An 18,803-nucleotide genomic window follows, 5' to 3' on the forward strand; every position below is an offset into this window, starting at 1 on the left:
GGATGGCCGGTGCTCAGACCGCCAGCGGCCGGGGCAGCTCGGTGATGCGCACGCCGAAGCAGTCGTCCACCGCCACCAGCACGCCGCGCGCGACCAGCTGGCCTTCGAGCAGGACATCGACCGGCTCTTCGATCGGCTGGTCCATGCGCAGCACCTGCTGCTCGCGCGCGGTGATCAGCTCGCCGATGGAGATGGCGACCGTGCCCAGCTGCACCGTGAGCTGGGTGCGCACGCCGTGCAGCGGGTTGGCGGGCTGGGCCGCGCCGTGCGCCAGTCCGGGGAAGGCGGGGCGGGCGTCGGTTTCGGGCTGGTGGTCGATTTCGGTGAAGGCCAGGGGCTGCACCAGATGCGGCGTGTCGGGATGGGTGTCTTCGGAGTGCATGGTCTTGTTTTGCGAAAGAGGCGGGGAGCGGATCGGCGCCGGGGTTCAGGCCGGCGGCGCGGCGCCCAGGATTTCCACCGCCCGGTGGCCGCGCAGGCGGCCGAGGAAGGCCTGGCCGACGGCGGCCGCGCCGTGCGGGGTGCAGGGGCGGCCCTGCATCAGCAGCTGCACCGGGGTTTCCAGGGAATGCGTGCTGCGCAGCACGTCGCCGGGCTGCAGTGCGCTCAGGGCGCCGATGGCGATTTCCAGCGGCTGCAGCGCCACCTGCAGCTGCAGCGCCGCGCCGCCGGCCGCCTGCAGCACGGGCTGCGGCGCGGGCTGCCGGGGGCGATGCCCGGCTGCGGGCGCGGGCAGGCCACGCATGTCCAGCAGCAGCATCAGGCGGCCGCCCAGCCAGTCGGCGGACAGCACGGCCGCACCCGACCAGGGCCGCAGGGCTTCGGCCGGTGTGCGGAAGCCGGCGAGCCCCGGCACCGCAGCCTGCAATCCGGCGAGGGCGGCGCACAGGGCGTCCCAGGCCTGGTGCAGCAGCCCATGGGCGATCGAGTCCTGGGGCGCGCGGACGGCGGCCAGGCCGGGGCTGTCCGGCAAGGTCATGAGCCGCGCCTGCAGCCGCTCCAGCGGGTCGGCCGTGCGGCCGTCGTGGTCCTGCAGGCACCACCAGAAGCCTTGCTGCGCCTGCCACGCGCACAGGGCCCGGGCCGGGTGGTGGAAGCCGGCATCCGCGCCCGTCTCGCAGCGCACGCCGCTCGCCGCGGGTGCGCCCGCGGGCAGCCAGTCCGCCGACCATGCAGCCGTCGCGTCGAGGAAACCCCCGGCCAATGCCGCACGATCGGCGCCGCGCAGGCAGGCCAGCGTGGCGGGCCCATGCTCCGAAGGCGCTGGCATCACGCGCCCATCATCCCGAACAGCGAGCCGATCATCTCGCCGGCGGTGGAGACGATCTGGGAGCAGGCCTGGTAGCCGCGCTGCATGATCACCAGGTTGCTGAACTCCTGCGACAGGTCGACGTTGGACATCTCCACCGCGCCCGACTGCACGCTGCCGAAGCCGCCGCCGCCGGCCACGCCCAGCCGCCAGTGCGAGCCCGGCCGGGCGCCGTATTCGTTGTTGCCCAGGGCCTCGATGTCATCGACCGAATCGAAGGTGGCCACGGCCAGCTGGCGGCCCTTGACCGTCTGTCCGTTCGAATACACCAGCTGCAGCACGCCGGCGCTGTCGAAGCTCTCGCCCACCAGGGTGCCCGCGCCGTGGCCGTCCTGGCCGGACACGGCCACTGTGGAGCTGGTGCCGGTGTTGTTGGAGCTGACGCCGCTGGAGAAGTCCAGCGTGAGCGCCATGGCGCTGGCGCCCGCGGGCGAGTAGGCGTAGGCCAGCCGGGTGGTGCCGCTGGGCAGGCCGTCGGTGAAGCTCAGGGTGGCGGTGCCGACGGTGTTGCCGCCCTCGCTGAGGGTGGCCGTCCAGCTGCCGGGGCTGCCGGTCTGGGGCGCCAGGGCCAGGCTGAGGGTGTGGGTGCTACCGGCGCTGTCGATCACCTCGATGGCGGACACGCTGGCGCCGGTGCTGGTGGACAGCAGGTTGCCGGCGAAGGTGACGTTGGCGGTGGCCTGCGCCGGGCTGGCGCGCAGCGTGGCCAGCGATACCTCGCCCAGCACACCGCTGGCATCGAAGGCCATGACCTTCTCGCCGCTGCCGTTGACCAGGCTGCCGCTGTCGTCGAAACGGAACTGGCCATCGCGGGTGTAGCGCAGCTGGCCGGCGGCGTCGCGCACCACGAAGAAGCCCTGGCCGTCGACCGCCAGGTCCAGGCTGTTGCCGGTGCTCTGCAGCTCGCCGGCGCTCAGCTGCAGCCGGGTGCCGACGGTGCGCAGGCCCAGGCCGGCAGTGCTGGCGGTGCTGCCGCCGGCGGCAGCAGTGCCATGGGGCGCGAGCATGTCGGCGAAGACGGTGGTCGAACTCCGAAAGCCTGGGGTGTTGAGGTTGGCCGTGTTGTGGGAGATGGTGCGCAGGCCCTGCTCGTAGCCGCGCAGCCCGGTCTGGGCGACGAAGATGGAATCGATCACGGTTGGGTCCTCATGGCACGGCGGTGGTCACGGTGGTGATGCGGGACAGGGCCACGTCCCGCAAGGTGCCGGCGTCGGTGGCGATCGACAGCAGCGGCGCGCTGCCCGCCATGTCGATGCCCTGCACCGTGCCGGTGGCCGTGCCTTCGGCGGTGGTGACGGTGACGGTGCGGCCCAGCAGGCCGACCGACTGCTGCGCCGCCTGGTTGGCCAGCAGGCTCTGCACATTGGTGTTGACCTGCTGGGTCTGCTCCAGGGTGGTGAACTGGGCGATCTGCGCCATGAACTCCTGGTTGTCCATGGGCTTGAGCGGATCCTGATAGGTGAGCTGGGTCATCAGCACCTGCAGGAAGTCCTGCAGGCTGATGGCCGAATTGGCGTGGCTGCTGCTCACGGCCGCGGTGTTGATGCTCATGGGGTCTCCCTGGGGATGAGGGGCGGGTGGGAAGAAAACTCGGGAATGGCGCCGTGCATGGCATGCGCCGGCCGGACGGGGCGGCCGTTGCACATCAGGGACAGCAGCTGCTGGCCGTGAAGCCGCAGCCAGGGGCCGATGGCGGCCTGCACCGAAGGGAGCGAGGGCAGGGCCCGGGCGTCTGCGCCCAGCCAGATGCGGACGCCTTGTGCGGTCCAGTGGGCCGACAGGCGCAGGGGCTCCGGGGTGCCGGTCGGCGGATCGAAGCGGCGGGCGGTGGCGGGGGGCTCGGCCGCTGCTTCGTCGGTGTCCGGCACCGGCGTGCGGGCGATGGCTTGGAGGGCAGTGGGCGAGGTTGGCGCGGGTGGGGCTGCGCACGGGGCGGCGTCCGGCGGGAGGCCGGGCTGAGGCGCGATGGCGGCGTCCACGGATGGGCTTGGCGGCTGCCCTGGCAGGGCTGTGGGTGGCCGGGTTTCGAGTAATGCCTGAGCCGGCATGGGCGCTGGCGGCTGCGCTGGCACGCGCACGGGTGCTGCCGTGCCGGTGGCGGCGGGCGTCTCGCTCATGCGGCGGCTCCACCCGGTGTCTTCGGGGGCGTCGCCAGAGGTCCGGGTGGCCGGGGCATGGACAGGGCCGTCGTGGTCCGGAGCGGCGCTGGAGGGGCGCCCGGTGGCGGCCGCTCCTGGCGCCGCGTCTCGCGACGGCGGGGCGCGGTCGGCCGGTCGGGTGACGGCATGCGTCGATGCCGCTGCCTGCATGGCGGGCGGGGGCGCGGGCGGCAGGCCGCTCCGCATCCGCGTTGGCTGCGGCGGCGGCGCGGCAGGCCCGGGCCGTGGCGGGGCCGGAAAGGGCGCGGCCGCACTGGCGACCGAGGTGGCGAGCCAGCCGGCGTGGTCCTCCCTGCGGGCGCGCTCGAACATGCGGTGCCAGGCCTGCTCGTCATGGGCGCTCAGGCGGCCGATGGGACCGCTCGCGAGCCGACGGGCCTGCGCGCTCGCGGCCTGTGGACCGGCGTCCGGCAGGAGCGGCAGCGTGTTCACGCCGGGTCTTCCTCGTCCGGCAGGCACAGGCGGGCGAGCCAGTCCTGGTCGGACTGCCGGGCCTCGCCTTGCAGGGCGTTGATCAGGAACTCGGCCAGGGCTTCGGCGCGGTGCGCATCCAGCACATCGGCCTTCTGCTGATGGCGCAGGCAGTCGACCAGCACCTGCTTGATCTGCTGGCGCAGCGCGGCGGCCTGGGTCTGCCGCTGGCTGGACTGCTCACGCTCCTGGTCGAACCACTGGCGGGCCTGGAGCTGGCGCGCGGGATCGATCGGCTGGCCGGCGGCCGGCGTCAGCACCGCCTGCTGCGCGGCGGCTTCCTGCTGCGCCGCCCGCTGGTCCGCTTCGAGGCGCTCGAGTTCGGCGCGCAGCTGCGCCAGGCGCGACTGCAGCGTGTTGAGCTCCGCTGCGGTGCAGCCTTGCAGCAGCTCCAGTGCGTAGCGGAAACCGCGGATTTCACCGCTCTTGGGAATGGTGTGGTTCATGCTGTTGCTCCTTGTGGGATGGGGGTGGGGGTGGGGCTCCAGGCGGCGTGCCAGTCCTGGAGCCCTTGCATCGCCTGCGCGCGCGGCATGCCGCCTTCGGTTTGGCGCAGCCATTCGCGCAGGGGTGCTTCGTGGGCCAGGGCGTGATCGAGCTCGGGATTGCTGCCTCTTTCATAGAGGCCGAGCTCCACGGCCTGGCGGTTGCGTTCCAGCAGGGCCAGCACCCGGACGGCGTGCTGCAGCAGGGCGCGTTCATGCGGCCCGACGATGTCGCCCAGCACCCGGCTGGCGCTCTGCAGCACATCGACCGCGGGGTACTGGCCGCGCTGCGCCAGCTGGCGCGACAGCACGATGTGGCCGTCGAGCACGGCGCGCAGCGTGTCCGAGATCGGCTCGTTGAAATCGTCGCCTTCCACCAGCACGGTGAACAGCGCGGTGATGCTGCCGCCCGATGGCGCGGTGCCGCAGCGCTCGCACAGGGCGGGCAGCTCGGCGAAGACCGAGGGGGTGTAGCCGCGTGCGGTGGGCGGCTCGCCGGCGGCCAGGCCCACCTCCCGCCGCGCCATGGCCAGGCGGGTGACCGAGTCCATGGTCAGCACCACATGGCGGCCCAGGGCGCGGAAATGCTCGGCGATGGCCACGGCGGCATGCGCCGCGCGGATGCGCGCCAGCGCCGGCTGGTCGGCCGATGCCACCACCACCACCGAACGCGCCAGGCCTTCGGGGCCGAGTTGCCGGTCGATGAATTCGCGCACCTCGCGGCCACGCTCGCCGATCAGCGCGATCACGTTCACATCGGCCTGCACATGGCGGGCGATCATGCCGAGCAGGGTGCTCTTGCCGACACCGGAGCCGGCGAAGATGCCGACCCGCTGGCCGCGGCCCAGGGTGAGCAGGCCGTCGATGGCGCGCACGCCGGTCTCCAGCACGCTGGCGATGCGCGGGCGCTGCATCGGGTTCTGCGGCGCGGCGTGCAGCGGCACCAGGCGGTCGGTGCGCGGCGCCGCAAGGCCGTCGAGCGGCGCGCCGAAGGCATCGATCACCCGGCCGAGCAAGCCATCGCCCACCCGCACGCCGCCGCTGGCGCCGAGCGCCTGCACGGTGCAGCCCGGCGCCAGGCCCTGCACCGCACCGAAGGGCATCAGCGTGACCAGGCCGGCGCGCACGCCGACGACCTCGGCCAGGGTGGCGGCGCCGTCCCCGGCGTGCGCGCCCGCGCATGGCGGGCCGGCCGTGTCCCGCCCGTCCGGCCAGGGGGAGCCCAGGGGCCATATCGCGCAGAGTTCACCGACGGCGCAGGCCGGTCCTTCGGCCTCGATGGCCAGGCCGCGCAGGGTGCGTACCGTGCCGAACTGGCGCAGCAGGGCGGGCGGGGTGAGCCGTGTGCAGCGGTTGCCGGCCCAGCGGCGCAGGCGGTTTTCAGGCAGGGATGTGGTCATGCGGTGGCGTTCCGTCGGGTGCGGGTTGAGGGGGGTGGTGGTCGGCCTGGCGCAGCAGCTGCGAGAGGGCGGCGAGCTGGGTTTCCAGGCGCGCGTCCACGGTGCCGGCGGCGCTGCGGATCAGGCAGCCGCCGAGGGCCACACGCGCATCGGCCCGCCAGGCGATGGCGGCGCTGCCGCGGTCCTGCAGCCAGGCTTGCAGTTCCGGGTCGGCGGCCAGGGCTTCGTGGTCCTGTGGATGCACGAAGACCGTGACGGCGGTGTTCTCGCGGTCCTGCTGCGCCCAGGTCCGCAGGGCCTGGCGCACGGCGGCCGGGGCGCCGGCGGCGGCGAGTTTGTCGCCCAGCAGCACGCAGACGGCCTGCTGGACCAGGGCGGCCATCGTTTCCTCCAGGCCGAGCAGGCAGTGTTCGCGGGCTTCGGCCAGGGCCTGGGGCAGGGCTTGCAGCAGGGTCTGCAGGCGGGTCTTGTGTTGTTCGCAGCTCTGCTGTGCCGCTTGCAGGGCCTGCCCTGCCTGGCGGGCTTGCTGTTCGCCCTGGGCGCGGGCCTCGGCCAGGCCCTGCCGCAGGCCTTCGGCATGGCCGGCGCGGACCGCTTGTTCGCGGGCTTGTTCAAACAAGGCATGGTGGTGTTCGGACGGCGGGGCGGTCCTCGGATGGGACGCTGCATGCAGGGGCGGCGCGGTCTCGCGTGCGGCGGCCGTGCGGATGGCGCGGGCCGCGGCCGGTGTCATCAGCAGGCGTGCTTCGCCGCGCGGCGCGTGTGTTTTCACGACGGTGGGGGAGCGGCGGTTCATGCGTGCTCCCTGCGGCTGACGCTGCGCCGGCCGGCTGGCCACCAGCGGCGCGGACGGGCGGGGGCCGGGGCAAGCTCCGTTTCCCGTCCAATGCGCAGCACCGCCTGGGCCAGGGTGTCGATGAGGGACCGGGCCAGGGCCGGCGGCAGCGGCGCGGGCATGGGGTGGCGGGACAGCCAGGCCCTGGCGGCGGCGCCGGCCGCGCTGCAGGTGGCCAGCTGCGCCAGCAATGCATCGCGCCACGGCCAGGGATGCAGCGACAGCAGATGCACCAGCAGCATGGCGGGCTCGCGCCGCAGCAGCCGCACCAGGGTGGCGGTGTCCGCCGCCTGGAGCACGGCGCGGCTGTCCTGGGGCGGGCTGGCCGAGCTGTCGGTGATGGCGGGCCGGTCCAGCACGGCCTGGAGCAGGGACGGGTCGCGCGCCAGCCGCAGCTGCCGCAACTCTTGCAGCAGTGCCTGCAGCCGGGTCTGTTGTGGGGTGTCCAGCCGGGCCAGCAGCCAGCGGCGGTCCGCATCGCCGGCCGCGTGCAGCAGCAGCGCGGCGCGGCGTTCGGCCACCGCAACCGCTTCGACTGCGCGGGCGAAGCTGCCGTCCTGCATCACGGCGCCCCCTCTGCATGGGCCGAAGCCGTGCCGGGCGCCGGGCCCTGTCGCAGCCAGCCGCGCAGCTGTTCGAGCGCGGCCTGGCGCTGCTCGGGTGTCATGGCGGCTGGTTCGGCGGGCTGCGCTTGCGGCCGCCGCAGCCCCAGCCAGAGCAGCAGGGCGGCGATCAGCGCGATGGCGGCCACGAGCAGGCGCAGGCCGTAGGGCGGCAGGGCCGGGTCCCGCCGCGGTGGCGCCGCGGCCTCGGCGACCGGGGCCGATATCGGTCCGGTCGCCGGGGCGGCGGCCGGCGCTTCGGCGGCGAAGGCGGCCAGGGTCTGCACCACCACCGTGTCGCCGCGTTCGGTGTTGGCGCCCGTGCTGGCGGCCACGATCTGGCGCAGATGCCCGGCCTGTACCTCGGTCAGCGGCTGGCGCACCACCACGGCCACCTGCAGGCGGCGGATGGAGCCGGGCTGGCGCACCACCTGTTCCACGCGGCGGCCCACGGCGTATTCCACTTCGCGCTGCGAACTGCCGCCACTGGCGGCGGGATCGGAGCCGGCGGCGGCCAGGGGCGGCGCGGTGTCGCGGCTGGTCTCGCGTTCGCGCAGCACCACGCCGGTGGCGGCGCCGCCGGGCCTGGCGGGCGCGCCGATGATCTCCTCGGTGCTGCTCTGGATGCGGTCCAGGTCCAGGCTCACGTCCACGCTGGCCAGCGCCTGGCCCGCGCCCAGCGCATGCTCCAGCACGGCGGTGGCCTTGCGGGCGAGATAGGCCTCGGTTTCCTTCTGCAGGTCGAGCCGGCCGCCGCCGCTTTCGGTGTCGCCCTCGCCCGGCGAACGGGTGAGCGCCACGCCGGCCTGGTCCACCAGGGTGACGTCGGCGGTGGCGATGCCCGGCACCGCGGCCGCCACCAGGCGCTGGATGCCGGCGATCTGCTGCGGCCGCAGCGCGGCGCCGTTGCGCAGGGTCAGGGTGACCGATGCCTTGGCTTTGCTGGCGGCCTGCTTGAACAGGCCCTGCTCCGGCAGCGCCAGCAGCACCCGCGCGTCGCGCACCTCCGCCAGCGACAGGATGGTGCGGGTGAGTTCACCCTGCAGCGCCCGCTGGTAGTTGATCTTCTGGGTGAACTCGGTCATGCCGATGTCGCCGCCGTTGAAGAGTTCGAAGCCGACCGCGCCGTGCAGCGGCAGCTCGCGGCCCATCAGCTTCATGCGGGTGCGCAGCACGTCCTGCGCTTCGACCAGGAGGGTGCCGCCGCCCTGCTCGCCGGGCTCCAGCCGGTAGGGGAGCTTCTGGCGGTCGAGTTCGGCGGCCATGGCGGACATGTCCTGGGCCGTCAGGTCGGCGAACAGCACCTGGTAGTCCGGCCGCAGCAGCCAGGCGCCCAGGGCGGTGGCGCCGGCCAGGATGAGCACGGTGCCGACCCACAGGCCGGTCCAGGCCCGGGGGCCGAGCTGGCGTGCGACGGATTGACGCAGACGATCGATCATTTTCTTGAGACGCTTCGGCGGTGCCCGCGGGGCACGAAGGAAAGAAGGGGCGGCGACAGTGGCAGGGGCGTCGGCGGCTCAGACCTGCATCTTCATGACCTCCTGGTAGGCCTCCAGCACCCGGTTGCGCACCTGCATGAAGAGCTGGAAGGACAGCCGGGTCTCCTCCAGCTTCGCCATGGTTCGGTGCAGGCTGCCCGCCTGGCCGCTGGCCAGGGACTGCAGCTCCGCGGCGGAGGCGGCCAGGTCCTGGTCGACCGACGCGATGCCCTGGGCCACCAGGGCGCCGAAGCCGGTGCCGCCGGGGCTGGCGGCGGTCGCGGCCGTCCATGCGGGCATCGCGGCCGGGGCAAGCTGCGCGACTGGCGCAACTTCCGCGATCGCCTGGAGCGCGTCGATGCTCATGCCGAGCCTCCGATCTCCAGGGCCTTGAGCGCCAGCACCTTGGCGGTGTTCATGGCCACCACATTGGCCTCGTAGGCGCGCAGGGCGTCCATCATGGTGAGCATTTCGCGGGCGGTGTCCGTGCCCGGATAGCTGACGAAACCCTGGGCGTCGGCGAACGGGTTGGCGGGTTCATGGACACGCCGGGGCGCGGTGCCGGCCGGCAGCACGGCGGCTTGCGGCAAGGGGAATGCGGACTGCATCGACGGCCACTCGTCCAGCCCGTCGGCGATCCGGCTGGCGAAGCCCGGCTGCGGTGCCGGCGCCACGCTGCGTGCCGACACCTGCAGCGGCTCGAAGCGGCTGCCGTCGGGCATCTGGATGGTGTGCAGGTTGGCGAGGTTCAGGGTCGCGACCTCGATGCGGGTGCGCTCCAGGTCCATGCCGGCGGCGCTGATGGCGAAGGTTTGGGAATAGGGCATGAAGAGGTCTCCGGCTTCACTTCCTGCCGTCGCCGACGGCGGTGGAAAGCAGCGCGTAGTGATGGGACAGCGCCTTGACCAGGGCCTGGTAGTGCACGGCGTTCTGCGCCAGGGCGGCGGCCTCGCGGTCGAGCTGGACCGGGACAGCGCCGGCCAGGCCTGCGATGCCTGCGGGTAGGGCCGGCACCAGGCGCGGGGCGATGCCGGCAAGGTCGGCCGCGCCGGTGTCGCGCCCGGCCTGCAGGCCGTTGCCGAGCTGGTCCTCGAAGCTCACGGCCAGCGGGCGGTAGCCCGGCGTGCCGGCGTTGGCGATGTTGGCGGCGATGGCCTGCTGGCGCAGTTCGGCGGCGTCCAGGGCCAGGACCGCGAGGCGGGTGTCCAGGCTTGCGATGGCTTCGTTCATGGATCGTTTCAGCGGTTCGGGAAAAGGGGCCGGACAGTGCTACTGCACGATCAGGTCGGCATGCAGGGCACCCGCGGCCTTGATGGCGCGCAGGATGGAAATCACGTCGCGGGTGTTGGTCTTGAGCCGGGCCAGCGACTGCACCAGGTCGGCCACGGTGCTGCTGCCGGGCGGCAGGAATGCGCCGCCGGCTTGTTCGTTGACATCGACGGTGGAATTGGCGACGAGGGCGGTGCGCCCGCCGGCGGCCGCGCCCCAGGCCGCGCCCGGCTGCGACACGCTGTTGACGGTGGCGATGGAAATCCGCAGATCCCCCTGCGACACGGCCACCGGGGAGATGCGCACCTCGCCGCCGGCCACCACCGTGCCGGTGCGTTCGTTGATGACCACCCGGGCATGGCCGTCGGGCTCGACCAGCAGGCCTTCGATGCGGGCGATGAAGCCGACGGGCTGGGCGCGCTGGTCGGCCGGCACCTCGATGTCGATGGCCTCGGCGTCGCGCGCCCGTGCGCTGCCCAGGCCGGGCTGGGCATTGATGGCCGAGGCGATGCGGGCGGCGGTGGTGTAGTCGGGGTTGGCCAGCACGAAGGTCAGCCGGCCGTCTTCTGCCAGCACTGCGGACTGCAGGCCCTTCTCCACCTTGGCGCCGCCGGGGACCGAGCCGACGGTGGGATGGTTCTTCTGCACCACGTTGCCGTTGGCGTCGTAGCGGTAGCCGCCCACCGACAGCGGCCCTTCCGCCAGCGCATAGGTGTGGCCGTCGGCCGCCTTGAGCGGGGCCAGCAGCAGGCTGCCGCCCAGCAGGCTGCGGGCATCGCCGGCCGAGGTGACGGTGATGTCCAGCGTGTCGCCCTCGCGGCTGAAGGGCGGCAGGCTGGCGGCGATCATCACCACCGCCACGTTGCGGCTCTGGATCTGCGCGGCGGGAATCGCGAGATTGAACTGCGAGAACACATTGGCCAGCGCCTGCCGGGTGGCGGCGTTGCCGGGCGAGTCGCCGGTGCCGGCCAAGCCGGTGACGATGCCCCAGCCGACCAGGGCGTTGTCGCGCCACCCCTGGAGCTTGCCGAGGTCCTTCACACGGGTGGCGCCGGCCGCGGGTGCGGCCAGGGCCGTGCAGGCGATCAGGCAGGACAGGACGGCGAGTGCCAGGCCTGGCAGCAGGCGCGGTGGATGACGGCGGGTGGCGGGGGTGAAGGGGGAGACGGTGGTGCCCATGGTCCGCCTCACAGTCCGAGCCAGTCCAGCGCCGCGCGCCACCAGGACCGGCGCTGGCGTTCGCTCAGATCGCCCTCGCCCAGGTAGTCGATGCGGGCGTCGGCCAGGCGGGTGGACAGCACCACGTTGTCGCCGGAGATGTCCTGCGGCCGCACCCGGCCGGTGAGGTCGACCATGCGGTGTTCCTGGTTGACGGTGAGCTGCTGGCGCCCCGAAACCGTCAGGTCGCCGTTGGGCAGCACCTCGCGCACGCTGACACTCAGCGTGGCCAGCAGCTTGCTCGCGCGCTGGGTGGAGCCGCCGCCGGCGAAATTGCCGCCCTGGGCTATGCTGCCGCCGCGCTGGCGGCCGGAGACGACCGAGGCGATGCCCAGGTTCAGGCCGTTGTTGCGCTCGGTGCTGGTGTCGGTGCTGCTGGAGGCGGAGGACTGCTCGTAGACCTGCACTGTCAACAGGTCGCCGACACGCCATGCCTTGTGGTCGCCTGCCAGCGCGCGGTAGCCGTCTTCGCGGAACAGGCTTTCCGCCCAGGCGCCGCCGGGCTGGCAGGCCATGGCGGCCAGCAGCAGGGCGGCTGCGGTGCGCTGCTGTTTCATTCGGCCAGCTCCACGGCGCCGGGGCCGGTCACGCGGGCCTTGAGGGAGGTCGCGGCGCCGGGCAGGCGCACCCGCACGGCCTGGCCGGGGGCTGCGTCGTCCAGCACTTCCGCGCGGCTTTCCAGCGCGACCGGGCCCTGGCCGGTCAGCAGCCGGACGAAGCTGCCCTGGCGGACGGCCGGCACGGCTTCGACGTCCGACTGGGTGAGGGGGCGGCCGGCGGCCACGGGCCTGCGCAGGCGCAGCGCTGCGGTGTCCGGCCGCAGGGCCGCGGGCAGGGGGGCCGACATGCGGCCGGACCACTCCACTTCATGCACGGCTGCCTGGCCGGCGGCGGCGGGATCAGGCGCCAGTTCTTCGCCCGCGCCCAGGTCGCGGGCAGCCAGCAGGCCGGTGCCGTAGAGATGCACATCGAAGACCACCGGCACCAGGCGCAGGAAACGTTCGTCGGCCCACAGTTCCACCCAGACGGTGCGCCGGGTGGGCATGCCGGCCGCCCTGTTGCCGCCCTGTGCGGCCAGGGGCAGGCTGAGGGGCAGCTCGGTCGGGCGCGGGCGCAGCTGGATGTCCTGGCCGGGCGCCTGCACATCCCGCGGCGGCTGGGCGAGTTCGATCTCGGCGCGCAGCGGCTGCTCCTGCAACTGCTGCTGCAGCTGGCCGCGGGCGGCAGCCGCGATGCGGGCGCCGCTGACGGTGTGCAGCGCCAGGCGTACCTGCACGGCCTCGGGCCCGCTCCAGGCCAGTGCCGTTTGCGCCAGGCCTTGCTGCGAGCGGATCCAGCGGGAGACACGGGCGCGTTCCAGCACCGAGGCCTCGCCGTTGACCGCCACCTGGCCGATGGGCAGGGCCATGAGTCGCTGCAGCAGCGGCAGCGAGCTGGTGCGGATCAGCGCCACGTCGGTCAGCCGCACCTCGGCGCGTGTGACGCTGGCTTCGGGGCGCAGCTCCAGGCTGGCCACGGCTTGCGCGGCGCGGCCCGGCGCGGGCCAGGCCGCAAGCAGCAGCAAGCCGGCCAGGGCTGCCGGCAGGGCGTGGAGGGCACGGTGGTGGCGCAGCATCGCGGGCCTCCTGCTACTTGCGCAGGTTGTTGACCAGGCCGAGCATTTCATCGGCCGCCTGCATCACCTTGAGGCTGGCCTCGTAGGCGCGCCTGGCGATCATCAGATCGACCATCTCGTCGCTCATCTTCACGTTCGAGCTTTCCAGAAAGCCTTGCTGCAGCGTGCCCAGGCCCTCCTGGCCCGGCATGCCGGCGATGGGCTCGCCGGCGCTGTCGCCGGCCTTGTAGAGGCCGTCGCCCAGAGCCGTCAGGCCGGCAGGGTTGGCGAAACGCACCAGCTCGATCTGGCCGAGCTGGGCTGGGCGGCTCTGGTGGGGCAGCACGGCGCTGACCTGGCCGTCGGCCGCGATGCTCAGGCTGGTGGCATGCGGCGGGATGGCGATGCCGGGCTTGAGGGCCTGGCCCGACAGTGTTGCCAGTTGGCCGTCGGCATTGGTCTTGAGGCTGCCGCCGCGCGAATAGGCCAGGCTGCCGTCGGCCAGCAGCACCGGCAGGAAACCGTCGCCCTGGATCGCCAGGTCCCAGGCCGAATCGGTCTGGTTGAGGGGGCCGGCGTCGAAGAGCTTGGCCAGGGTGGCGATGCCCACGCCGTCGCCCAGCCGGGCCGCGCCGCCGCCGGCCTGCAGGGGCAGGCGGGGATCGGCCAGCGGATCGGCCATGGCCGCGCGCTGGGCGGCGATCGCATCGGTGGAGACCAGGTCGGTGAAGCTGACCCGCGTCTTCTTGTAGGCCGGCGTGTTGAGGTTGGCCAGGTTGTTGGCGATGGTGTCGATGGACAGCTGCTGGGCCTGCAGGCCCGTGGCGCTGATGGAGAGTGCGTCCAGCATGGGAGGTGGTCGGTAGGGGTGGGAGAAATCAGGACAGCTCGCCGAGCTTGCGCACCGCCGTGCCCATGGCTTCGTCGTAGCTCTGCACTGCCTTCTGCACCGACTCGAAGTGGCGCAGGGTGGACATCAGCTCGGTCATCTCGTGCAGCACGTCGACGTTGGATTTCTCCAGCGCGCCCTGGCGCAGGCGCGGCTGCGGCTCCAGGGCGACCGTGCCGCGGCTCTGCAGCAGGCCGTTGCCGGCGCGCTCCAGGCTGCGCGGGTCGTCGATGTGGACGATCTTGAGTTGCCCGACCGGCTCGGCGGTGGGCGTCTGGGCATCGGGCTCGCTGACCCGGCCCTGGGCATCGATGACGGGGGTGCGGGTGGACAGGACGATCTCGCCGCCCAGCCCCATCACGGCATCGCCCTGGGCGGTCACCAGCCGGCCGCGGGCGTCGGTGTGGAAGTCGCCCTGGCGGGTATAGGCCGGACCGGTGGCGGTGGCGATCTCGAAGAAGCCCTCGCCTTCCAGGGCCAGGTCCAGGCGCTGGCCGGTGCTGGCGAGGGTGCCGGCGCGGGTGTCCAGCCGCACCTGCAACGCCGCGCCGCCGGCGGCCTGCGCCGCATCGAAAGCATCCACCGTCGCGGCGAATGCCGGCACCAGGGGCGGGGATGCCGGCACGCCGCGCTTGTAGCCGGGGGTGGTGGCATGGGCCAGGCTGGAGGCGATGTGGGCCAGCCGCTGGCTGTGCTGGTCCAGGCTGGCGAGGGCGATGGCGAGAGTGGCTTGCATGGCGATACCGGGTGATCAGAGGCCGACGACGGCCCAGGACTTGAGTTCGACGTTCTGCGGCACCTCGGCCATGGAGAGCACCCGCAGATGCGGCATGACCCGTTCGGACATGGCGCGCAGGTGGCGGCGCAGCTCGGGTGCGCACAGCAGCACCGGCAGGAGGTTGTTCTTCATCATTCGTTCGGCCTGCTGCACCAGGCGCAGCAGCAGTTGCTCGGCCAGCTGGGGCTCGATGGCGAACTGCGCCTGGGCCTCCGGGCGCGGCGCGGTGAAGCTGCCCAGCAGGCGGCTTTCGGCGGCCGGGTCCAGCGTCATCACCTGCAGCGCGCCAGGGTCGGCCGCGTCGCCCGGCAGCAGGCTCTGGCAGATGGCGTGGCCCAGGCGCTGGCGCACCTGCTCGGCCAGCAGCACCGCGTCCCGGGTGTGGCGGCCTGCGTCGGCCAGGGTTTCCAGGATGGCTTCGAGATTGCGGATCGAGACCTTTTCCCTGAGCAGGGCCTGCAGCACCTTCTGCACGTCGGTCAGCGAGAGCACGGTGGGCACGATGTCCTCGACCAGGCCGGGCTGGCTGCCGCGCACCCGGGCCAGCAGCTTCTCGACCTCCGCGCGGCTGAGCAGCGTGGCCGCCTCGCGGCGCAGGACTTCGCCCAGGTGGGTGAGGAAGACCGTGGGGCCGTCCACCAGCGTGTAGCGGGCGGCCTGGGCCGCCGCCCTCTGGCTTTCCTCGATCCACAGCGCCGGCAGGTGGTAGGTGGGGTCGCGGGTGAGTTCGCCGGGCACGCTCTTGACGTCGCCGGCCGGGTGGATGGCCAGCAGCCGGTCCTGGCGCACCTCGGCCCGGGCGCAGGCCACGCCGTCGATCAGGATCTCGTAGCGGTCCGGGGCCAGCCGGGACGATTCGCGCAGGCGGATCGGCGGAAGCACCATGCCGAGTTCGAGGGCGAAGCCGCGGCGGAACTCCTGGATGCGCGGCAGCAGGGGGCCGGCATCGCCGGCCAGGCCGGTCCAGCGGCTGCCGATGGCGACCTCCACCGGCGGCACGCGCAGGCTTTCGTAGGCCTGTGCGGCGGCGCTGTCGGGCGCGCTGTTTTCTTCCTGCGGCGGCGTGTCCTGCGTTTGCAGCGCCGCATTCGCGCGGACCCGCATCGACAGGGCGGCCGCGCCCAGCAGGCAGGCGATCAGCAGCGAGGACGGCAGCAGGGGCAGGCCCGGCAGCAAGAGCAGCCCGCCGAGCACGGCGGCCACCAGCACCAGGGTCTTGGGAAAGGAGGTGATCTGGCGCAGCACCTCGGCGCTGAGGTTCCGGTCCGAGGAAGAGCGGGTGACGATGATGCCGGTGCCCACCGCGATCACCAGCGCCGGCACCTGGGTGACGATGCCGTCGCCGATGGTCATCAGGGTGTAGGTCTGCAGCGCCTGGCTCCAGCCGTAGCCGTGCTGCATCACGCCGATCACCAGGCCGCCCACGATGTTGATCAGCATGATGACGATGCCGGCCACGGCATCGCCCTTGACGAACTTGCTGGCGCCGTCCATGGCGCCGTAGAAGCCGGCCTCCTTCTCCAGGTTGCGGCGGCGTGCCTGGGCCTGCTCCTGGTCGATGAAACCCATGTTGAGGTCGGCATCGATGCTCATCTGCTGGCCGGGCATGCTGTCGAGCGTGAAGCGGGCCGCGACTTCCGACACCCGCTGGGCGCCGCTGGTGACCACCACGTACTGCACCACGATCAGGATCAGGAAGACGATCAGGCCGATCACGTAGTTGCCGCCCACCACGAAGGAGCCGATGGCCGAGATGACCCGGCCGGCGCTGGCGTCCGACAGGATGAGGCGGGTGGCCGACACGTTCAGCGAGAGGCGGAACAGGGTGGCGATCAGCAGCAGCGAGGGGAAGGTGGAGAACTCCACCGGGCGCGCCACGTAGAAGGTCAGCAGCAGGATCAGGAAGGCGAAGCTGAAGTTGGTGAGGATGAGGAAATCCAGCAGCGCGGGCGGCACCGGCGCGAACAGCACGATGAGCACACCCAGCACGAGCGCGATCAGCAGGACATCGCCATGGCGGGAGAACAGCTGCTTCATGAGGGGACGGCTCCGCTGGCGGCGGCTGCCGCGTCCCGGCGCCGGGCCAAGACCCAGACGACGATGCGCGCCACCGGGCCGTAGAGATGCGGCGGCACATGGCCATCGACCGGCAGCTCGCGAAACAGCGCGCGTGCGAGCGCGGGGCTGTGCACGACCGGAATCGCATGGCGCGCGGCGATCTTGCGCATCGCCGCCGCCAGCAGGCCCTGGCCCTTGGCGATCAGCTGGGGCGCGGCCATCTCGCCGTGCACATAACGCAGGGCGACGCAGAGGTGGGTGGGGTTGGCGATCAGCACGTCGGCCTCGCCCGTGCGGCGCACCGAGCGGCTGCGTTTGAGGGACTCGCGCATCAGCTTGCGGATACGGGCGCGGATGCGGGGGTCGCCATCGCGGCTCTTGTGCTCGTCGCGCAGCTCGCGGCGGCTCATGCGCATGCGTTGCTGGAAGCTGCGGCGGGTGTAGGCGTAGTCGAGGAGGGCGACCAGGCCTAGGGTGGCGGCCAGCTTCAGGCCGAGCGAGGACAGGTCTTCGACGATGGCCTGCAGCCAGCCCTGCGCCGACAGCGTGGCCAGCCCGAAGAACTGCGGCAGCAAGGCCTGGAGCGCCATCCAAGTCACCACCACCAAGATCGCCAGCTTGAGCAGCGAGCGCAGCAGCTGGAACAGGGTGTGAGTGGAGAACAGGCGCTTGAAGCCGGCGGCCGGATCGAGGCGCTCGAACCGCGGCGACAGGGCTTCGAAGGACAGCACCCAGCCGAACTGCAGCACGTTGCCGAGCACCGCCGCGATGGCGATGGCGCCGAGAAAGGGCGCCGACTGCAACAGCGCGGCCTTCAATCCTTGCGAGGCCAGCCCGGCCAGTTCGATGCCATCGAGCGTCCCGGGCCGGGACAGGAGCCGGCCGCACAGCTGGAAGACCGACTGCCAGTCGTCGAGCCCGCGCCAGGCCATGAAGGCCATGGCGACGGCAAAGACCAGCGCCGCGCTCAGGTGCGGACTGCGCGCCACCTGGCCCTGCTCGCGTGCACGCTGGAGCTTGTGGGCAGTGGCCGGCTGGCTGCGGTCGAGGTCGGACTGCGACATGGGACTTCAGCGGAGTGCGGAGCCGCCCGTGGCGAACCACTGGCTCCATGCCGAGAACAGGGCCGCGTACACCGCCCGCACGGTCGCGCCGCCGACGGCGATCCAGAGCGACAGGGCGCCCAGGCCCACGACGATCTTGGCCGCGATGCCCAGCGCGATTAGGTTCATGCCCGGCAGGCTGCGCGCCAGCACGCCGAGCGCGAATTCCACCAGCAGGATGCAGACGACCACCGGCGCGGCCATGGCGAAACCCAGCGTGGCCATGGCGCCGACCTGGCGCAGCACGGTGGGGGCGGCCCCGGCCAGCGGCCAGGGCGCACCCAGGGGGAACTGCTGCAGGCTGGCGCCGAAGCCGCGCAGCAGCGCATGGTGGGCATCCGACAGGAAGAAGCAGACGACACCCAGCTGGGTGAAGGCGGCGCTCAGCACCGGCTGGCTGGTGTTGGAGAGCGGATCGAGCACCTGTGCCAGGCCGTAGCCGATCTGCACATCCAGCAGCCGGCCGGCCAGCGCGAAGGAGGCGAAGGCCAGGTGGATGCCCAGGGCCAGCGTGGCGCCGAACGCCAGCTCCTGCAGGACGGCCGCCGGGGTGGCCTGGCTCGCGGCCAGGGATGGCGCCGTGCCGCCCACCAGGCAGGCCGCCAGGCCCAGGATGAAGAACACCCGGGCGGTGGCGGGAATGCCGCTGCTGGCGAAGATGGGTGTCAGCAGCAGGGCGCTGCCCAGTCTTGCCGATGCCAGGAGCACCGGCTGCAGCCCGTGCAGCCACTCCTGGGCGCCTGCCGCCAGCGTGTTCATCGCGATCGGGGGACCGGGGCTTAGAAAAGAGCGGGGATGCCGTCCCACAGGCCGGTGGCGAAATGCGTGAGCTTTCGCATCATCCAGGGGCCCAGGAGGATGACCGTGAGGCCCGCGGTGAGCAGCTTGGGCACGAAGGTCAGCGAGGCTTCCTGGATCTGGGTCACCACCTGCAGCATGCTGACGACCACGCCGACCAGCAGGGTCAGCCCCAGGATTGGGCCGCAGATGACGAGGGCCATCCAGCAAAGCTCGCTGGTCATTTTGAGGGCAAGGTCGGAATGCATGGTGAATACGCCGAAGGAAGGGCGCGACGATAACCAAGCGAATCCGCCGGCGGTAATCAGGTGAGCGTAATATTAAAATTAAGTTGAGTTCAAGTATTACGACCGCCTG

Annotated in this window: 22 protein-coding genes; all 22 read right to left on the reverse strand. The window is 72.4% G+C overall.

Annotated elements, in window-relative coordinates; all coding sequences use genetic code 11:
• Nucleotides 1–13: 13 nt before the first annotated feature.
• Complete coding sequence (locus tag GT347_RS14940; RefSeq protein WP_160552939.1) at nt 14–382, reverse strand: FliM/FliN family flagellar motor switch protein; 369 nt, start codon at nt 380–382, stop codon at nt 14–16.
• A gap of 45 nt (nt 383–427) precedes the next feature.
• On the reverse strand, nt 428–1,270 hold the full coding sequence (locus GT347_RS14945; RefSeq protein WP_160552940.1) for a FliM/FliN family flagellar motor C-terminal domain-containing protein: 843 nt from the start codon (nt 1,268–1,270) through the stop codon (nt 428–430).
• Nucleotides 1,270–2,445 carry a flagellar hook protein FlgE gene (locus GT347_RS14950; protein WP_160552941.1) on the reverse strand — a complete coding sequence of 392 codons (1,176 nt, stop codon included), beginning with the start codon at nt 2,443–2,445 and terminating at the stop codon, nt 1,270–1,272. Before GT347_RS14950 ends, GT347_RS14945 begins: the two co-directional genes overlap by 1 nt.
• A 10-nt stretch (nt 2,446–2,455) precedes the next feature.
• Entirely contained in the window at nt 2,456–2,860 is a 405-nt protein-coding gene (locus tag GT347_RS14955; protein WP_160552942.1) for a flagellar hook assembly protein FlgD, read from the reverse strand.
• On the reverse strand, nt 2,857–3,288 hold the full coding sequence (locus tag GT347_RS14960; RefSeq protein WP_229722323.1) for a hypothetical protein: 432 nt from the start codon (nt 3,286–3,288) through the stop codon (nt 2,857–2,859). The genes GT347_RS14955 and GT347_RS14960 overlap by 4 nt, the downstream gene beginning before the upstream one ends.
• 608 nt (nt 3,289–3,896) lie before the next feature.
• A complete protein-coding gene (locus GT347_RS14965; protein WP_160552944.1) occupies nt 3,897–4,385 on the reverse strand; it encodes a hypothetical protein in 489 nt (162 codons plus the stop codon).
• Complete coding sequence (locus GT347_RS14970; protein WP_160552945.1) at nt 4,382–5,824, reverse strand: FliI/YscN family ATPase; 1,443 nt, start codon at nt 5,822–5,824, stop codon at nt 4,382–4,384. The genes GT347_RS14965 and GT347_RS14970 overlap by 4 nt, the downstream gene beginning before the upstream one ends.
• Entirely contained in the window at nt 5,805–6,620 is an 816-nt protein-coding gene (locus GT347_RS14975) for a FliH/SctL family protein (RefSeq protein ID WP_160552946.1), read from the reverse strand. The genes GT347_RS14970 and GT347_RS14975 overlap by 20 nt, the downstream gene beginning before the upstream one ends.
• A complete protein-coding gene (locus GT347_RS14980) occupies nt 6,617–7,222 on the reverse strand; it encodes a hypothetical protein (RefSeq protein WP_229722324.1) in 606 nt (201 codons plus the stop codon). Before GT347_RS14980 ends, GT347_RS14975 begins: the two co-directional genes overlap by 4 nt.
• Nucleotides 7,222–8,700, reverse strand: a complete 1,479-nt coding sequence (fliF, locus tag GT347_RS14985) for a flagellar basal-body MS-ring/collar protein FliF (RefSeq protein ID WP_160552948.1) — start codon at nt 8,698–8,700, stop codon at nt 7,222–7,224. Before fliF ends, GT347_RS14980 begins: the two co-directional genes overlap by 1 nt.
• A gap of 78 nt (nt 8,701–8,778) precedes the next feature.
• Nucleotides 8,779–9,105, reverse strand: a complete 327-nt coding sequence (locus GT347_RS14990) for a flagellar hook-basal body complex protein FliE (RefSeq protein WP_229722325.1) — start codon at nt 9,103–9,105, stop codon at nt 8,779–8,781.
• Complete coding sequence (locus GT347_RS14995) at nt 9,102–9,566, reverse strand: flagellar basal body rod protein FlgC (protein ID WP_160552949.1); 465 nt, start codon at nt 9,564–9,566, stop codon at nt 9,102–9,104. The genes GT347_RS14990 and GT347_RS14995 overlap by 4 nt, the downstream gene beginning before the upstream one ends.
• A gap of 16 nt (nt 9,567–9,582) precedes the next feature.
• Nucleotides 9,583–9,969, reverse strand: coding sequence for a flagellar basal body rod protein FlgB (locus GT347_RS15000; protein WP_160552950.1), 387 nt, complete (start codon nt 9,967–9,969; stop codon nt 9,583–9,585).
• 39 nt (nt 9,970–10,008) lie between these two features.
• Nucleotides 10,009–11,187, reverse strand: a complete 1,179-nt coding sequence (locus GT347_RS15005; RefSeq protein ID WP_160552951.1) for a flagellar basal body P-ring protein FlgI — start codon at nt 11,185–11,187, stop codon at nt 10,009–10,011.
• Nucleotides 11,188–11,195: 8 nt separating this feature from the next.
• Nucleotides 11,196–11,783, reverse strand: coding sequence for a flagellar basal body L-ring protein FlgH (locus GT347_RS15010; protein WP_229722326.1), 588 nt, complete (start codon nt 11,781–11,783; stop codon nt 11,196–11,198).
• Complete coding sequence (locus GT347_RS15015; protein WP_160552952.1) at nt 11,780–12,841, reverse strand: flagella basal body P-ring formation protein FlgA; 1,062 nt, start codon at nt 12,839–12,841, stop codon at nt 11,780–11,782. Before GT347_RS15015 ends, GT347_RS15010 begins: the two co-directional genes overlap by 4 nt.
• 13 nt (nt 12,842–12,854) lie before the next feature.
• On the reverse strand, nt 12,855–13,670 hold the full coding sequence (gene flgG, locus GT347_RS15020) for a flagellar basal-body rod protein FlgG (protein ID WP_160552953.1): 816 nt from the start codon (nt 13,668–13,670) through the stop codon (nt 12,855–12,857).
• 28 nt (nt 13,671–13,698) lie between these two features.
• Entirely contained in the window at nt 13,699–14,445 is a 747-nt protein-coding gene (locus GT347_RS15025; protein WP_160552954.1) for a flagellar hook-basal body protein, read from the reverse strand.
• Nucleotides 14,446–14,460: 15 nt separating this feature from the next.
• Nucleotides 14,461–16,524: a flagellar biosynthesis protein FlhA gene (locus GT347_RS15030; RefSeq protein WP_160552955.1), complete on the reverse strand. Its 2,064-nt coding sequence runs from the start codon at nt 16,522–16,524 to the stop codon at nt 14,461–14,463.
• The gene (locus tag GT347_RS15035) at nt 16,521–17,609 is read right to left on the reverse strand and encodes an EscU/YscU/HrcU family type III secretion system export apparatus switch protein (protein WP_160552956.1); all 1,089 of its coding nucleotides are present in this window, start codon (nt 17,607–17,609) and stop codon (nt 16,521–16,523) included. The genes GT347_RS15030 and GT347_RS15035 overlap by 4 nt, the downstream gene beginning before the upstream one ends.
• A gap of 6 nt (nt 17,610–17,615) precedes the next feature.
• A complete protein-coding gene (locus GT347_RS15040) occupies nt 17,616–18,407 on the reverse strand; it encodes a flagellar biosynthetic protein FliR (RefSeq protein ID WP_160552957.1) in 792 nt (263 codons plus the stop codon).
• A 20-nt stretch (nt 18,408–18,427) separates the two neighbouring features.
• Nucleotides 18,428–18,694: a flagellar biosynthetic protein FliQ gene (locus GT347_RS15045; protein ID WP_160552958.1), complete on the reverse strand. Its 267-nt coding sequence runs from the start codon at nt 18,692–18,694 to the stop codon at nt 18,428–18,430.
• Nucleotides 18,695–18,803 lie beyond the last annotated feature (109 nt).

Source organism: Xylophilus rhododendri (assembly GCF_009906855.1).
In the GTDB taxonomy this organism is placed as follows: Bacteria; Pseudomonadota; Gammaproteobacteria; order Burkholderiales; family Burkholderiaceae_C; genus Xylophilus; species Xylophilus rhododendri.